14 protein-coding genes are annotated in these 15,822 nt (G+C 69.5%); 6 read left to right on the top strand and 8 right to left on the bottom strand.

The features are described from left to right. Positions 1-18: 18 nt before the first annotated feature. The 3 genes from KXR53_RS06285 to KXR53_RS06275 all read right to left on the bottom strand — a co-directional run bounded on the left by KXR53_RS06285 (position 19) and on the right by KXR53_RS06275 (position 2,380). Positions 19-741: a gamma-glutamylcyclotransferase gene (locus tag KXR53_RS06285; protein ID WP_437374245.1), complete on the bottom strand. Its 723-nt coding sequence runs from the start codon at positions 739-741 to the stop codon at positions 19-21. Continuing rightward, complete coding sequence (locus KXR53_RS06280) at positions 738-1,742, bottom strand: Gfo/Idh/MocA family protein (protein ID WP_437374244.1); 1,005 nt, start codon at positions 1,740-1,742, stop codon at positions 738-740. Before KXR53_RS06280 ends, KXR53_RS06285 begins: the two co-directional genes overlap by 4 nt. Positions 1,743-1,825: 83 nt before the next feature. Next, a complete protein-coding gene (locus KXR53_RS06275; protein ID WP_437374243.1) occupies positions 1,826-2,380 on the bottom strand; it encodes a class I SAM-dependent methyltransferase in 555 nt (184 codons plus the stop codon). A gap of 85 nt (positions 2,381-2,465) precedes the next feature. Between KXR53_RS06275 and KXR53_RS06270 the strand changes: the two genes are divergently transcribed. From KXR53_RS06270 to KXR53_RS06260, 3 genes are all read left to right on the top strand, one after another. Then, positions 2,466-2,885 (top strand): DUF1178 family protein, encoded by a 420-nt coding sequence (locus KXR53_RS06270; protein WP_437374242.1) that lies wholly within the window; start codon positions 2,466-2,468, stop codon positions 2,883-2,885. Positions 2,886-3,105: 220 nt separating this feature from the next. Continuing rightward, complete coding sequence (locus KXR53_RS06265) at positions 3,106-4,488, top strand: hypothetical protein (RefSeq protein ID WP_437374241.1); 1,383 nt, start codon at positions 3,106-3,108, stop codon at positions 4,486-4,488. Further along, entirely contained in the window at positions 4,485-5,444 is a 960-nt protein-coding gene (locus tag KXR53_RS06260; RefSeq protein WP_437374240.1) for a Wzz/FepE/Etk N-terminal domain-containing protein, read from the top strand. Before KXR53_RS06265 ends, KXR53_RS06260 begins: the two co-directional genes overlap by 4 nt. 44 nt (positions 5,445-5,488) lie before the next feature. Here KXR53_RS06260 and KXR53_RS06255 read toward each other — a convergent pair whose 3' ends face one another. The 5 genes from KXR53_RS06255 to ubiG form a co-directional block, all read right to left on the bottom strand. Next, complete coding sequence (locus KXR53_RS06255; protein WP_437374239.1) at positions 5,489-6,451, bottom strand: class I SAM-dependent methyltransferase; 963 nt, start codon at positions 6,449-6,451, stop codon at positions 5,489-5,491. 432 nt (positions 6,452-6,883) lie between these two features. Next, positions 6,884-7,840: an NAD-dependent epimerase/dehydratase family protein gene (locus KXR53_RS06250; RefSeq protein ID WP_437374238.1), complete on the bottom strand. Its 957-nt coding sequence runs from the start codon at positions 7,838-7,840 to the stop codon at positions 6,884-6,886. Further along, the gene (locus KXR53_RS06245; protein ID WP_437374237.1) at positions 7,828-8,970 is read right to left on the bottom strand and encodes a glycosyltransferase family 4 protein; all 1,143 of its coding nucleotides are present in this window, start codon (positions 8,968-8,970) and stop codon (positions 7,828-7,830) included. The genes KXR53_RS06250 and KXR53_RS06245 overlap by 13 nt, the downstream gene beginning before the upstream one ends. A gap of 137 nt (positions 8,971-9,107) precedes the next feature. Further along, on the bottom strand, positions 9,108-9,995 hold the full coding sequence (locus tag KXR53_RS06240; RefSeq protein ID WP_437374236.1) for an NAD-dependent epimerase/dehydratase family protein: 888 nt from the start codon (positions 9,993-9,995) through the stop codon (positions 9,108-9,110). After that, complete coding sequence (gene ubiG, locus KXR53_RS06235) at positions 9,992-10,744, bottom strand: bifunctional 2-polyprenyl-6-hydroxyphenol methylase/3-demethylubiquinol 3-O-methyltransferase UbiG (RefSeq protein ID WP_437374235.1); 753 nt, start codon at positions 10,742-10,744, stop codon at positions 9,992-9,994. The genes KXR53_RS06240 and ubiG overlap by 4 nt, the downstream gene beginning before the upstream one ends. A 137-nt stretch (positions 10,745-10,881) precedes the next feature. Between ubiG and KXR53_RS06230 the strand changes: the two genes are divergently transcribed. From KXR53_RS06230 to KXR53_RS06220, 3 genes are all read left to right on the top strand, one after another. After that, the gene (locus tag KXR53_RS06230; protein WP_437374234.1) at positions 10,882-12,102 is read left to right on the top strand and encodes an aspartate kinase; all 1,221 of its coding nucleotides are present in this window, start codon (positions 10,882-10,884) and stop codon (positions 12,100-12,102) included. A gap of 13 nt (positions 12,103-12,115) precedes the next feature. Continuing rightward, the gene (ptsP, locus tag KXR53_RS06225; protein ID WP_437374233.1) at positions 12,116-14,398 is read left to right on the top strand and encodes a phosphoenolpyruvate--protein phosphotransferase; all 2,283 of its coding nucleotides are present in this window, start codon (positions 12,116-12,118) and stop codon (positions 14,396-14,398) included. A gap of 157 nt (positions 14,399-14,555) precedes the next feature. Continuing rightward, a complete protein-coding gene (locus tag KXR53_RS06220; RefSeq protein WP_437374232.1) occupies positions 14,556-15,749 on the top strand; it encodes a RodZ domain-containing protein in 1,194 nt (397 codons plus the stop codon). The last annotated feature ends 73 nt before the right edge of the window (positions 15,750-15,822 follow it).

Raw genomic sequence — 15,822 nt, 5'->3', positions numbered from 1 at the left:
ACGATCGAGGCGCGCCGGCTATTCCCGAGATCCGCGGATTTCCGGCTCAGCCCCGTCGATGGCCGCGATCCGGCGCCGCAACGCCTCGAGCCTGTGGTCGCGGATGCCGAGCTCGACCAGATGCTCGAGCGTCGATCGGAAATAGTCCTGGCAGCTGCCCAGCTGGCCGCGGGCCCGAGCCAGCACCCGGGCCGTCTCCTCCTCGCTCAGCCGGCCGGCATAGCGCGGCTGGGCACGGTTGATGGTGAAGGCGATCGCCCGCACCGGGCCGTCCGGCGTCGCCGCCGTCACCCAGCGCGGCGTGTAGGAGGCGGTCACCATCTCGCGCCGCCAGATCAGGTCCAGCTCCTCCTCCACCGCCGCGGCGGCGATGCGGAACACCACGCCGCGGCAGGTGCCGCCGCGGTCGAGGCCCAGCACCAGTCCCGGCCGCTCCGGCGTGCCGCGGCCCAGCGAGGTCCACAGGCAGAAGCGGCGGTGCCAGCCATGGATCAGCCCGGTGCGGCGCTCGACGAAATGGAAGGCCGGGTTCCAGATCAGCGAGCCGTAGCCGAAGACCCAGACGTCGCCTCCGGTCGCGCCCTCCGCCGCCAGCATCGCCCGGCGTGATTCGGCCAGCGCCGCGAAGGACAGGACCTCCGCCGTCGGGTCGCCCGCCGCGATCATGCGCTGCAGGATGCCGTTCTTCAGCGATTCTCGGGTGATGGCGGTCGGCTCGGCGACCGACGGCACCTCGCTCACGGCGTCTCCCACCGGCCGGACAGGGCGGAGCGGAAGACGGCGTCGATCACCTGCATGTTGGCCAGCGTGTTCTCCAGCGGTACCGGCTGCTCGCCACCGGCGAGGATCGCCTCGGCGAAGGCGCTGGCGGCGACGCCGTACTGGTCGCAGACCGGGATCTCGATCGGCTTGATGCCCTCGCCGAACAGGCTCGACCCGTCGTCCAGCAGCAGGCGGCAGGGCCGCTCGTTCGGGGCGTTGAACGGGATCTCCACCTCGATCCGGCCCTTGGTGCCCAGGAACTGCATGCGCTGATAGCCGGGGATCTGGGTGGAATAGACGAAGCTGGCCTGCACCCCGTCGAAATCCAGGAGCACGCTGCCCAGCCGGTCGATCTTGAACACCGGGTCGCGGTCCAGCAGCGCCACCACCCGGCGCGGCTCGCGCCCGGTGATGAAGCGCGAGGTGGTGATCGGGTAGCAGCCGATATCCAGCAGCCCGCCGCCGCCGATATCGGCCTTGTTGCGGATGTTGTTCGGGTCGATGTTGCGGTAGGTGAAGGCGCCGGTGACGGCGCGCAGCTCGCCGATCGCGCCCTCCTGCACCAGCTCGCGCACCTTTAGCCATTGCGGGTGGGTGCGCACCATGAAGGCCTCCTGGATGCGCCGGCCGCTCTTGTCGCGCGCCGCGATCAGCCGCCGCGCTTCCTCGGTGTTCAACCCGATCGGCTTCTCGCACAGCACATGCTTGCCGGCCTCGACCGCCTTCAGTGTCCATTCGACATGCAGGTGGTTCGGCAGCGGGATGTAGACCGCGTCGATCTCCGGGTCGGCCAGCAGCGCCTCATAGCTGTCATAGGCCACCGGCAGCCCGTATTTCGCCGCCGCGGCCGCGGATTTCTCCGCCGAGCGCGAGGCGATCGCCTTGACCCGGCAGTGCCGGGCGTGGGTCATCGGCGGGACGACCTTGTCGTTGATCTTGGCGGCGCCCAGCACGCCCCAGACGATCGTTCCTTCGGCCACGCCTGTCTCCTCTCGACTGCAAATGCCCGACGTTTTCGCAAATCCCGGCGATCGTAACGGCTCCGGATACCGATGAGGAGCGCTCAGGGTGCAGGGAGCGGATGCGGCTCGGGCGACCCGTCCAGCGCCGGCACCGGCGCCAGGTCGGCGACGGCGCACAGCCGCTGCACCACCGCGGCGCGGGGCGAGGCGACCTCGCCATGCTCATAGGCGACGACCTGCAGCCGCCCGGCCACGGCGTCGAGCAGCTCCCCGGCCCGCAGCAGGAAGGCGGAGGTCGAAGGCCGGCCGAAGCGCTGATTGCCCTGGGCGAAGGTTTCGTAGATCAGCACGCCGCCGGGGGCCAGCGCGCCGGCGATGACGGGCAGCAGCGGCCGATGCAGGTAGTTGGCGACGACGATGCCGGCGAAGCGGCGCCCGGCGAAGGGCCAGGGGCCGGCCTCGATATCCGCCCGGACGATCTCGACCCCCTTCGCCCCCGCCAGGTCTGCCACGCCCTGCAGGTCGATGTCGACGCCGACCACGGCGTGGCCGCGGGCCCGGAAATGCCGCAGATGGCGGCCGCCGCCGCAGGCGAGGTCGAGCACCGGCCCGGTCCTCGGCACCAGGGGGGCGAAGCGCGCGACCCAGGCGGACACAGGAGGGATATGCGGGATTTGAGACGTCATTTTCTTTGCGGCCCGGGACAGACCATCGTATGACAAAAGCGGAGCATGGAATGCGATGATCCTGTACGAATTGCGATGCGAGGCCGGCCACGGCTTCGAGGCCTGGTTCCGGAACAGCGACACCTATGACACGCAGGTGGCGGCGGGCGAGGTCAACTGCCCGGTTTGCGGCAGCAGCTCGGTGCAAAAGGCGCTGATGGCGCCGGCGATCGCCAAGCGCCCGGCCGAGGACGGCCGCCGGACCCACACCACCATGGCCGAGGCGCGCCGCCAGCTCGAGGCCCTGCGCCGTAAGATCGAGGAAAACTGCGAGTATGTCGGCGACCGTTTCGCCGAGGAAGCACGCAAGATCCACTACGAGGAAGCCGAGCATCGCGACATCTACGGCGAGGCGACCGAGGCCGAGGCGAGCGAGCTCGAGGACGAGGGAATCGGCGTCGCCCGCATTCCCTGGGTGTCGCGGACCGATTCCTGATCCGCGCCGGCCGAATCGGCCTGCCACTACCCTGATTTGATCGGGCCGGCGATTTCTTCTCGCCTTCCGTGCCGTGATCTCTTGTCACCGCCCCCGCTTACGGTTAGTGGGATATGTGCCGGCGGTCGTCGCAATACCGCGTCGAGTCGCCGGCAGCCTGCCCCCGACGCATGGCGCGGAAATAATGAATATATGCCTTTTGTCCAATAATTACCGTACGATGTTGTTCGAAAGGATCGGGCGCGGCCTCGAGCGGAAGGGGGTCGGGGTCACCTGGATCGCGGCCAGCCGCCGATGGGCGGACGCGCTGATCCGGGAAGGCTGGCGGCCGGACCGAATCCTCTGCCTCGCCGATTTCAAGGACGAATGGCGCCAAGCGCCGCCGCCGGAGCCGGCCGATCCGGGGCTGACCGAGCTCGAGGCCGGCGGTCTCGCCGCCAACGAAGTGATCCTGATGGATCGCGAGCTGCGCAAACGGCCCTACGGCAAGGCCTATCTGGCCGTGGCCGCGCGGGAGATCTCGCGCTTCCTCGATCGCCACGACATCCGCGCCGCCTTCGGCGAGCAGACCTGGGCGTTCGAGCTGGCCACGGCTCAGCTGTGCAAGGCCCAGGGACGGCCCTATCTCTCCCCGTCCACGGTCCGGGTGCCGTCGGACCGCTTCGGCTTCTTCTCCGGCTACAACCAGGCCGAGGTCTTCGAGATCCGCAAGCCGGACCGGTCGGACCGCGAAGCCGCCGAAGCCATCCTGGAAGCGCTGCGCAGCCGCGCCTACCGGCCCTACTACTTCCACATCAACAACAAGATCCGCTTCTTCCGCAGCCACTGGTTCGCCGAATCCGTGGTGCAGGCGTTCTCGAAGGCCACCGACGGCGACGAGACCCTGCCGACCCTGGCGCATCGTTCGCGCTGGCGCTTCAACCGGATCGTCAACACCTACCGCACCCGCTGGAAGAAGCCCTTCGAGCGCGACGGCATCCCGGGCCAACGCCCCTTCGTCCTGGTCACACTGCACATGCAGCCGGAGGGTTCGATCGACGTCTTCGCCCATCGCCATGCCGACCAGATCGAGAACGTCCGCGCCCTGTCGCGGGTGATCCCGCATGGCTGGGAGATCTACGTCAAGGAGCATTCCAACGCGATCGGCTTCCGCACGCCGCACTACTATGACGAGTTGCGGCGGATTCCGGGCGTGCGCCTGATCGACCCCTATGCCGACACCTTCCGCCTGATGGAGGCGGCGCGGCTGGTGCTGTCGCCCTCGGGCACCGTCTGTCTCGAGGCCGGCCTGCTGGGTCTCAAAGCCGCGACCTTCGCGCCGATGTACTTCGCCCCGGTGATGTCGCCGGGCACGATCGACCTGTCGACGCTCAGCCGCGCCGCCTTCGAGCGCCTGCTGCAGCGCGACGACCGCGACGGCCGGGCCGATCCCGCCGCCTTCCTGAGCTGGCTCCACGCCCAGTCCTTCCCGGGCCGGGTCGGCGACCCGATCCACGACCCGGGCAGCGCGACCGAGGAGAATATCGCGGCCGTGGTCGACGGCTTCATGACGGCGCTCCGGGTCGTGGAGGCGCGTCGGCAACCGAATGCGAGTGCGGCATGACCGTCGCCACCCACCATCTGCTCGACCCCGCGCCGAACGCGATCGAGACCGCGCCGGAGAGGATCCGCTCGAGCGAATCCATCGCCCAGGAGGTGATCGCCTCGACCTGGCACCGCCGCTGGCTGGTCGCCCTGATCGTCCTGGTGGCGCTGGCCCTCGGTAGCCTCTGGATCATGATGTCGCCGACCCGATACACCGCGCGGCTCGTGGTCATGCCGACCGAGGCGTCGCAGCAGCTGTCGGACCTGCTGCGCAACGCCGGCGCCTCGGTGATCGCCAACTCGCTCAGCAGCCTGACGGGCAACGAGCAGATCACCTATTTCGACCGCTTCTCCAAGCAGCTCACCGCGGTGAGCACCGCGGCGGCGCTGAAGGAGCATGCCGGCCTGGTCGAGGGCCTGATGAATCTGCGTTGGAACGACGAGCGGAAGATCTGGGAGAGCGGCTCGGTCCTGACCCCGGTCAAGGCCGCCCTCGGCCTGGACACCAGTGTCGACACCAGCGCCCAGGCGGTCGCCGAATTCCTGCGCCGGAACCTCAATCAGGAGCAGGACCGGGATTCGCCGATCACCACCCTGTCGATCGATGCCGAGGATGCCGAGGTCGCGCGCCAGACCTTGGGCTATCTGCATCGCTACAGCGACGACCAGATCAAGCAGGCGATCTATCAGCAGACCCAAAGCAAGCTCGAATATCTGCAGCGGCGGCTGCAGAACGTCACCGTCAATGACTATCGCCAGACCCTGATCGGCCTGATCCTGGATCAGGAGAAGATCCTGATGCTGATCCAGCCGAACCTGCCCTTCGCCGCCGAGGCGCTGGAGCAGCCGGAGGTGCTGTCGGAGCCGAGCTCGCCCAAGAAGGGCCGCATCCTCGCCGTCGCCGGGCTGCTCGGTCTCCTGCTGGGCGCCGCCATCGCATATCGCCTCGACCGGAAGCGCCGCATGGAGGACTAGCGGCGACGCGGTCGCCCGTCGGCGGCCGCGATCCGGCTCGTCCGCTATCGGCGGCGGCCGGTGACATAGACGAAGGTGTAGCGCTCCGGTATGCCGCGCGGACCTTTGAGGGCGCGAACCCGGTCCAGGCATTCCTCCTTGAAGCGGGCCAGGGTCTCCGGCGCCTGCGATGCGAGGTGATCGAGCGGGACGCGCGTCCCGTGGGTCCACAGGGATCGCCACCAGGCCTTCTCGTCCGGGAAAAACAGCTCCGCCTCCTCGACGCGTTCCTGCGCCTCCTCGATGCCTGCGGCGGTCAGCGCCGCCACCAGCGCCCCTGCCCGTCGGATCCCTCCATGGCCGGGTGGCGGTGGCAAGGCGTCGAGGATTCCCAGATCCCGAAGACGGGCCTCGTACCAGCCCCAGCGCGGATCGGTGTCGCGCGAAAAGGCGAAGCCGATCGTGCCGCCGGGCCGCAGCACGCGCTGCACCTCCGCGATCGTGCGAGACAGATCCGGGAAGAAGAAGACGGCGAAGCTGCAGAGGACGCGATCGAAGGAGGCGGGCGGGAAGGCTAGCGCTTCGGCGTCCATCTGCCGGACCGCGGCGTTGGCCAGGCCGCGCTTCGAGATGGCGGCAGCCGTGTGGGCGACCATTCCCTCGGCCAGATCGATGCCGGTGACCTGCCCGGCGGGACCGACCCGTTCGGCCGCGGGGAAAAGAACGGCGCCTCGTCCTGTGGCAATGTCCAGGACGCGATCGCCCGGGGCCACCCCGGCGATCTCCATCAGTCGCCGTCCGGCATGGGCAAAGAGCGGCGGTCCCAGCTCGGCGTAGTCCGGCGCCACGCGCGTGTAGAGTGCGGCCACACGCCGCTTTCCGTCCGGAGGGCTGCGCACTCCCTCCGCATCGGATCCGCCCTGTGGTGCGTGACGGCTCGGCACGCTCGGTCCTTTCGCACCTGCGACCGGCCGCGCCGGCCACAGCAAAGCGCCGGTCGGCTCGCCGGACGTTCGGCGCGGCGTCATCGGAACCCTGGCATTATCCCTCTCATGCCGAGATCGGCAATGGCGGGTTCGCGCGAATCCGACCTATCGCTGATCGGGACTCGTGCTGATCATTGTCATTGCGAGCCCCGCAGGGGCGTGGCAATTCAGCGGCACCGGCCCCTGGATCGCCACGTCCCCGGCTCGAGGCCTGCGATAGGCACACATCTCCCCTGGGCGCACTCCGGTTGCCTCTCCCGCTTGCGAGACCGTTTCGGAATTCCCAACGCCGTCATTGCGAGCGCAGCGAAGCAATCCATGGCGCCGCTCATGCGGGCAGATGGATTGCTTCGTCGGCTTCGCCTCCTCGCAATGACGTTGAGGTGAAGGCACCTTGAAAAGGTCCCGCAAGCGGGAAAGGCAATCGGATGGCATCCGCCGCGTGAACGGGGCCCGATCGTGCGCTCTGCGGGATCAGGCCACCTGGCTGACCAGGCGCAGCTCGGCGCCGAAGGTCCGCTGCACCAGATCGCGCAGCCCCTCTTCGAGCGACCATTTCGGGGCCCAGCCGAGCGCCGCCCGGATCTTGGTGATGTCGGCGGAGAGCGACGGGCGGTCGAACTTCCGGAACTGCTTCTTGTCCTCGACGATCGGCCGGGGGTCGCCGGCCAGGCGCCGGATCGTCTCGACCACGTCGCGCACCGGCGTCGGCACCGAGGAGGCGACGTTGAACACCTCGAGCCGCCCGGTGTCCTGGAACAGGGCGGCGATCGCCGCATCGGCGATGTCGGAGACGTGAATGAAATCGCGGGTGGCGCCGAGATAGCCCATGCGGATTTCCGGCTGGGACCGGTCGCGCATGCGCTTCAGGGCGTCGGGGATCAAGTGCGGGTTGGTTTCGCCCGGGCCGAAGGCGTTGGCGAAGCGCAGGGCGACGCCGGACAGCCGGTCATTGGTGCGGGTGGCATAGGCGAGCAGGTCCTCGCCCAACAGCTTCGACAGGCCGTAGGCGTTGACCGGGGCGGCCTGGTCGGTCTCGCGATGGACCCGATCGACCGGGGCGTAGACGTCCATGGTCGAGGCGAAGACCACCTTGCGCGCCGGAGTCCGCTCAAGCGAGCGGAGAATCAACTCGGTGCCCCGGACATTGGTGGCGAAGGTCTCGTCCGGATGGGCCATGCAATAGGGGATGAAGTGGATCGCGGCGAAATGGATCGCCCCGTCCGGCTGGAACTCCTCGACCAGCTCCAGCAGCTCGGTGCTGCTGCAGGTGCCGATGTTGAGGCGCTTGAACACCGCCTCCTCGGGCAGGGAGCTCTCGCGGCCGAAGGACAGGTTGTCGATGGCCAGGATCTCGTGGCCCTCCCGGGCCAGGCGCCGGGTGATTTGGCTGCCGATGAAACCGGCTGCGCCCGTGATCAGAATGCGCATGAATCCTGAACCTTTATCCTTGAAATTCCGGCAACGGCCCGGCTCTCGATCTGCTCCGCGAGCGCCTGCCAATCCAGCTCCTCGGCGCGGGCCAGGCCGCGCCGGGACAAATCCTCCCAATCATCGGTGACGGCGATCAGGCCGTCGGCGAAGGCGTCGACCTCCGGCGCGGTGACGACGCCGCAGCCATAATGCTCGATGACGTCGGCGGTGCCGTTCTCGGGAAAGCGCGCCGTCACGGTCGGAAGGCCGCTCGCCATGGCTTCGGCGACGATGCGGGGGAAGCCCTCGCGCCGGCTCGTGATCGCCAGCAGCCTGGCAGTGCCGAGCAGCTCGATCTTCTGCTGCTCGGTGACCGGGCCCAGGATCCGGATCTGGCCCGCAGCGGGCGAGTCGGCGGCATGGGCGCGCAGCGCCGGCAGCTCCGGACCGTCGCCGGCGATCACCAGCTCGTCTCCGCCGAGCGCGCCCTGCCGGTTGTGGCCGGCTGCCTTCAGCCGGGCGAAGGCGTCGATCAGGAAGGTCAGGTTCTTATGGGCGGTGATGCGGCCGAGATAGAGGATGCCGCGGCGTTCGGCGGCAGGCAGGCTGCGATAGGCGGAGCGGCGGATGCCGCTCGGCAGATAGAAGACCGGCCGCCCGGACGCGGCGCCGATCCGGTCGCAAACCGCCGGGCCGACGCCCATGTTCTGCCCGCTCAGGCGCGGCAGCATCCATTGCATCAGGCGGTAGAAACGAGCGTCGCGCACCTCGCACCAGTCGAGAATCGCGCGCTGCCGGGCGCTGCGCGGCGCGAAGGCGATGTGGGCCAGGGGCCACTGGTTGAACAGGCTGAGGTCGAAGCTGCGCGACTTCAGCACGCCTCGCACCCAGGTTGCATACTTCAATATGGTAATCGGATTCCGAGGTACTAGGCGCGACTGCGGCCTCTGATAGTGCTCATCCACCGGGAACCGATGCACCTCAATACCGTTCAGGGTCTCACGGTTCAGCAAATCTCTTTTATGTGCGATGCAATATACCGAGACACTATGGCCGCGCTCGCGAAAGACTTGCGCGAGTTCGGCAAAGCGAATTTCCTGGCCACCAATGCTCGGAGGATACAATTCGGTAAAAATTGCGATATTCATTCCGGCTCACCAGCAGACGCGCATAATATACCATGCGCTAATGTTATTGTATCGGTGGTCAGTGGGAGAAACAGATAGCACGGGCCGGATTAACGGCAAGAACAAAAAAAATCCAAGAGAACGCCGCCGGATTGATCTCAGCCCCGGGCCGGCCCGGCATCGGATCGGCGCGGCCAGGCGTCGAGCCAGAGCTGCTCGGCCAGCGCCTCGCGGAAATTATGCTGAGGGGCATAGCCGATGGTCTGCCGCGCCGCGTCGATGGCGGTGACGCGGTCGATCGTGGTCGGCAGCCGCCAGCGGAGCTGCCGATAGACGCCCTCGACGAAGGGATAGTGCCGGCGAAGGACCTGCAGCGGGTCCCGGCGCAGTGCCGCGCAATCCTCGGGCGTAAAGGGGCTGGCCGCGGCGATGTTCAGCACATGGGCGCCGCCGCCCGGCCGCTCCGCCGCCGCGATATGCGCCGCCGCAACGTCGCGCGGGTCGACGCCGCGGTACAGCCGGTCGTTGACCGCCTCGTTCGGCGGCGCCGGGAAGAAGCGGCCGCAGCGCAGGATCAGGCAGCCGTCCGGGAACGCGCCCGCGGCCGCGAGCACCAGGGCTTCGGCGTCGCGCTTGCTCTCCTCATACGGCGTCTCCGGTGCCGCCGGCAGGTCCTCGGTCACCCAGACCGCGGCCGCGGCGCCGCGGATCGCGCCGCCATAGAGCGCGGTGGTGCTGGTCAGCACCAGCCGCCGCACCCCGGCATCGCGCGCCGCCGCGATCACCGTCTCGGTGCCGCCGACATTGATCCGCCGCATCTCCCCGGCCGCGGCCGGCGCGCCCGGGCCGCCGTTCAACCCGGCCGTGTGGATCACGGCGCGGGCTCCGCGGAAGGCGCGGCGCAGCGTGACGCCGTCGAGGATATCGGCGCGGTGGGTCACGGTCGGCGCCTCGACCCGGTCGATCCCGGCCACCGGCCCGGTGCAGAGCAGCGAGGTGACGATGCGGGAGCCGAGATAGCCGGCGCTGCCCGTGACGACGATCATTCGCTGCCGGGCTTGGCCGCGGTCAGGATGTAGTTCACCCCAAGCCGGTGCGGCGCCAGCCGCCAGCCGCCGCGCGGGTCCGGCACCATGCCGGCGATGTCCTCGAGGGCCAGCCCGGCCCGGCGCAGCGCCGCCGCCAACTCGTGCGGCTTCAGGAACTTCCGCCACTCATGGGTGCCGCGCGGGATGATCCGCAGCAGATGCTCGGCGCCGAGGATGGCGACCGTCCAACTGCGACGGGTGCGGTTCAGGGTCGACATCACCAGGGTCCCGCCCGGCCGCAGCAGCGTGGCCAGGGCGCCGCAGAAGGCCTCGACATCGGCGACGTGCTCGACGATCTCGAGCGCCAGCACGGCGTCGAAGCGGGCTCCCTCGGCGGCGAGCATCTCGGCGCTGGTGCAGCGATAGTCGATGTCGAGCCCGGAGTCCGCGGCATGGGCGCGGGCGACGCCGATCGCCTCGGCCCCGGCATCGACCCCGGTGACGCGGGCGCCGAGCCGGGCCATCGGCTCGGACAGCAGGCCGCCGCCGCAGCCGATGTCGAGGATGGACAGGCCGGACAGCGGCTTCGGCGCCAGCGGGTCGCGGCCCAGCCGGGCGCAGATCCGGTCGCGGACATAGCCGATGCGCAGCGGGTTCATGCGGTGCAGCGGCCGGAACTTGCCGTCCGGGTCCCACCAGTCCGCCGCCATCGACTCGAAGCGGGCGATCTCGGCGGAATCGATCGTCGCCGCCGGGCGTTGCGCCATGAAGAAGAGTCCTCGTGTTTCAGTTGCGTCGGCCGTTGCGTCGGTCTCGGCGACGCAGTATGGGTAGCGGGCCTCGCGGCCGCAATGCCGGCATTCCGGCCCGCGGCGCCCCTGTCACTTCAACCCCGCGGCGGCCGATGGCGCGCATTGTTCAGAAGTTTGGCGGCACGTCGGTCGCCGATGTCGAGCGGATCAAGAACGTCGCCCGCCGGGTCCAGGCGGAGGTCGCGCGCGGCAACCAGGTCGCCGTCGTGGTCTCGGCGATGTCCGGCGTCACCAACCAGCTGGTGAAATACTGCAACGACATCTCGCCGTTGCACGATCCGCGCGAATACGATGCCGTGGTCGCCTCGGGTGAGCAGGTCACCTCCGGCCTGCTGGCGCTGGCGCTGCAGGAGATCGGGCTGCCGGCGCGGTCGTTCCAGGGCTGGCAGATCGCGGTGCGCACCGACGGGTCGCATGCCAAGGCCCGGATTCTCGACATCGACGCGAAGCTGCTCGAGGAGTCGCTGGCGCGCGGCGAGGTGCCGGTGATGGCGGGCTTCCAGGGCGTCGCCTCCTCCGGCCGCATCACCACCCTCGGCCGTGGCGGCTCCGATACCTCGGCGGTGGCGCTGGCGGCGGCGCTGAAGGCGGATCGCTGCGACATCTACACCGATGTCGACGGCGTCTACACCTGCGATCCGAGGATCGTGCGCAAGGCGCGCAAGCTCGATAAGATCACTTACGAAGAGATGCTGGAGATGGCGTCGCTCGGCGCCAAGGTGCTGCAGACCCGCTCGGTCGAGATGGCGATGAACCATCGGGTCCGGGTGCAGGTGCTCTCCAGCTTCGAGGATGTGCCAGGGACCCTGGTGGTGGACGAGGACGAGATCGTGGAGAAAGAGGTCGTCAGCGGGATCGCGTACAGCCGGGACGAGGCCAAGATCACCGTGGTCCGCGTGCCGGACCGGCCGGGCGTGGCGGCGGCGATCTTCGGGCCGCTGACCGATGCCAACATCAATGTCGACATGATCGTCCAGAACATCTCCGAGGACGGCCAGGCGACCGATCTCACCTTCACCGTCGGCAAGGCCGATCTGGAGCGTGCGGTCAAGGTGCTGTCCCAGCACAAGGACGGGCTCGGCTACAGCCACCTGATCCCGGACGAGAATGTGGTCAAGATCTCGGTGATCGGCGTCGGGATGCGCAGCCATGCCGGCGTCGCCCAGCGCATGTTCAAGGCGCTGGCCGAGAACGGCATCAACATCCAGGTGATCTCGACCTCCGAGATCAAGATCAGCGTGCTGGTGGCCGAGCAGTACACCGAGCTGGCGGTCCGGGCGCTGCACACCGCCTACGGCCTGGACAAGGCCTGATGGAGAAGGCCTGATGACCCGGCCGGCGGGCGGGCCCGCCCCGGGCATCGGGCCGTCGCGTCGCCTCCTCGCCCGTCTCCGCGACGTCATGGCGGGGTCGGGCACGGCCCAGGCCCGCCTCGACAAGATCGTCACCCTGATCGCCGCCGAGATGGTGGCCGAGGTCTGCTCCTGCTACGTCGCCCGCCCCGGCGACGTGCTGGAGCTGTTCTCCACCATCGGCCTCAACCCCGACGCGGTGCACCGCACCCGGCTCCGGGTCGGCGAGGGCCTGGTCGGCGAGATCGCGGCGACGGCGCGGCCGCTGGCCATCGCCAACGCCCCCGCCCATCCGAAATTCGCCTATCGCCCGGAAACGGGCGAGGACCCGTACGAATCGCTGATGGGCGTGCCGATCCTGCGGGGCGGCAAGGTGCGCGGCGTGCTGGTGATCCAAAACCAGATGCGGCGCAACTATTCCGAGGACGAGGTCGAGACGCTCGAGACCATCGCCATGGTGGTGGCCGAGCTGATCGTCGGCGGCGAGATCGCGCGGCCGGAGGAGGTGGCGAGCCCGACCGCGGTGTCGCTGCCGGCCCGGCTGCACGGCATCGCCCTCAACGGCGGCCTGGCCCAGGGCCTGGCGGTGCTGCACCGGACCCAGATCACGGTCCGGCAGATGGTCGCCGACGATCCGGCGCTGGAGCTCGAACGGCTGCACCAGGCGGTCGAGCACATGCACCGCTCGCTCGACGACCTGGTGGCCGACCACCGCGCCGGCGGCATCGGCGAGGGCGGCGACATCCTCGAGACCTACCGCATGTTCGCCGAGGACCGCGGCTGGCTCGGCCGGATCCACGAGGCGATCGACACCGGCCTGTCGGCCGAGGCGGCGGTGCAGCGCGTGCAGAACGACATGGCGGCGCGCATGGCGCGGGTCACCGATCCCTATCTGCGCGAGCGCCTGGCCGATTTCGACGACCTCGCCAACCGCCTCCTGCTGCATCTGGCGGGCCGCACCTCGGCCGCGGCCCTCGGCACCCTGCCCGACGACACGATCCTGGTCGCCCGCGCCATCGGCCCGGCCGAGCTGCTCGACTACGACCGGCGCAAGCTGCGCGGCCTGGTGCTGGAGGAAGGGTCAGCGACCAGCCATGTCGCGATCATCGCCCGCGCCCTCGACATCCCGGTGGTCGGCCGCTGCGTCGAGGCGATGCGGCTGATCGAGCCGCTCGACCCGATCGTGGTCGACGGCGACCACGGCAACGTCTTCGTCCGCCCGTCCGAGGACGTGATCGAGACCATCACCAAGGCGATCCAGGTGCAGGCCGGGCAGCGCAAGCTCTATGCCGAGGAGGCGCGGCTGCCGGCGGTGACGCGCGACGGCGTTGCCGTGTCGCTGCTGCTGAACGCCGGCCTGCTCTCCGACATGCCGCATCTCGACGCGGTCGGCGCCGACGGCATCGGCCTCTACCGCACCGAGATCCCGTTCATGGTGCGGTCGGAATATCCCAGCGTCGCCACCCAGACCGACCTCTATGCCCGGGTGATCGATCTGGCGGAGGGGCGGCCGGTGGTGTTCCGCACCCTTGATGTCGGCGGCGACAAGCGGCTGCCCTATTTCGCCGAGATCGACGAGGACAACCCGGCGCTGGGCTGGCGCGCCATCCGCATCGGCCTCGACCGGCCGGCGATGCTGCGCCAGCAGCTCAGGGCCCTGATCCAGGGTGCCGCCGGGCGCCCTTTCGGGGTGATGTTCCCGATGGTGGCCGAGGTCTCCGAGCTGGACGCCGCCCGGGCGCTGTTCGACCGCGAGGTGGCGCGGGCGGCCGCCCAGGGCGTGCCGGTCTCGGGCGACATCAGCGTCGGGGTGATGCTGGAGGTGCCGTCGCTGCTGTGGCAGCTCGACCAGGTGCTGTGCGCGGCGGATTTCGTCGCCGTCGGCTCGAACGACCTGATGCAGTATCTCTACGCCGCCGACCGCACCAACACCCGCGTGGCGCAGCGCTTCGACACGCTGTCGCCCGGCCTGATCTCGGCCTTGGCCGAGGCGGTGGCGCGCTGCGACGCAGCCGGCCGTCGGATCAGCTTGTGCGGCGAGATGGCATCGCGGCCGATCGAGGCGATGACTCTTCTAGGTCTAGGATTTCGCACCCTGTCGATGCCGGCGACCGCAATCGGCGCGGTCAGGACTATGGTCCGCAGCCTTGATCTCGGCCATTTCTCGCGCTGGTTGTCCCAGACCCGCACCAATGCCCGCGGTTCGCTTCGCTCCGCAATCCGCGCCTACGCCCGCGACCATGACGTTGCAATATAGTGTGACGAATCTCGGATTCGTTTTGCTGCGCGTCCGGAATCGTCTAAATAAAGACAGTCGTCTCGGTCGTGGGGGAGTGGGCCTCGACATCATGACAGGGCGGCGTGCCGGCTTTCCTTTGCAACACTTTCGGTCAGCACCAAGCGGCTGGAACGACATGGCCCAGAGCAATCGCAAACACCTCGCCGTGGTGCATGAGACCGCGGACTCCCCTGACAGCTCTCTCGACGCCGGGGCGGTGGATCACGTGATCGACATGAGTGCCCCGGTCGGCCGCATCCTCGCCCAGGCGCGCGAGATCGCCGGCTACAGCCTCTACGACGTGGCCGCGGCGCTGCGCATCCGCCACGGCCTCTTGCAGGCGATCGAGGACGGCCGCCACCAGGACCTGCCCGGTCCGGTCTACGCCATCGGCTTCGTCCGCACCTATGCCGAGTTCCTCGGCTTCGACGGCGACCAGATGGTCGCCCGCTTCAAGCGCGAATCCACCGCGGTCGAGAAGAAGCCCGATCTGGTGTTCCCGGCGCCGGTGCCCGAGGGCAGCCGCATCCCGGGCGGCGCGATCCTGATGATCGCGGTGCTGATCGGCGGCCTGGCCTATGCCGGCTGGTACTATCTGTCCTCGGCCAATCGCGACGTGGCGGCGGAGATCGCGGCCCTGCCCGTGCGCTTCGCGGCGCTGCTCGACGGCAACGCCCAGCCGGAGCTTACTCCGGGCCCGGTGGTGCAGCCGGCCGCGCCCAACAGCGCCCCCAGCCTGCAATCGGCCGCGCCGCCGGCCGAGCCCGGCCCCGGCGAGCGCATGACCGCGGGCCCAATCGTGCCCGGTCCGACCGCCCCGGCCGGCACCCCGGCGCTGCCGCAGCCCGCGGCGACGACCCCGGCGGTGATGGCCCAGGCCGCGGCGCCCGCCCCGGTCGCAACCGCACCACAGGTGGCGCCGCCGCCGGTCGCGGCTGCGCCCCAGCCGCAGCCCGCAGCCCAGTCACCGCTGCCGGCCACCCTTGCGCTGGCCGACCGTCCGCTCGGCGCCGCCCTGGCGAATGAGCCGCCGGCGCCGCAGGTGCCGGCGGCCGATGAGGGCCGGATCGTGCTGCGGGCCAGCGCCGACAGCTGGGTCCAGATCCGCGACCGTCAGGGCGGGCTGGTGATGACCCGGGTGATGGCGGCGGGCGAGACCTATGCCGTGCCGTCGCAGGAGGGCCAGCGCCTCACCACCGGCAATGCCGGCGGGCTGCAGATCGAGGTCGACGGCCAGCCGGTGGCGCCGCTCGGCGGGCCGGGCCAGGTCGTGCGCAACATCGCGCTCGACCCGCAGAAGTTGCGGGGCACCCCGACCGCCGCCAATTGAGCGGGCGGCGCACGCATATGGTCGCAACGCCGGCTGCCGGATTGCAGGAACGGCGCAAAGGGGCCATGTTGTC

The sequence above is a fragment of the Inquilinus limosus genome (genome assembly GCF_051487185.1).
Classification (GTDB): domain Bacteria; phylum Pseudomonadota; class Alphaproteobacteria; order DSM-16000; family Inquilinaceae; genus Inquilinus; species Inquilinus limosus_F.
This window is presented reverse-complemented; position numbering and strand designations above follow the sequence as displayed.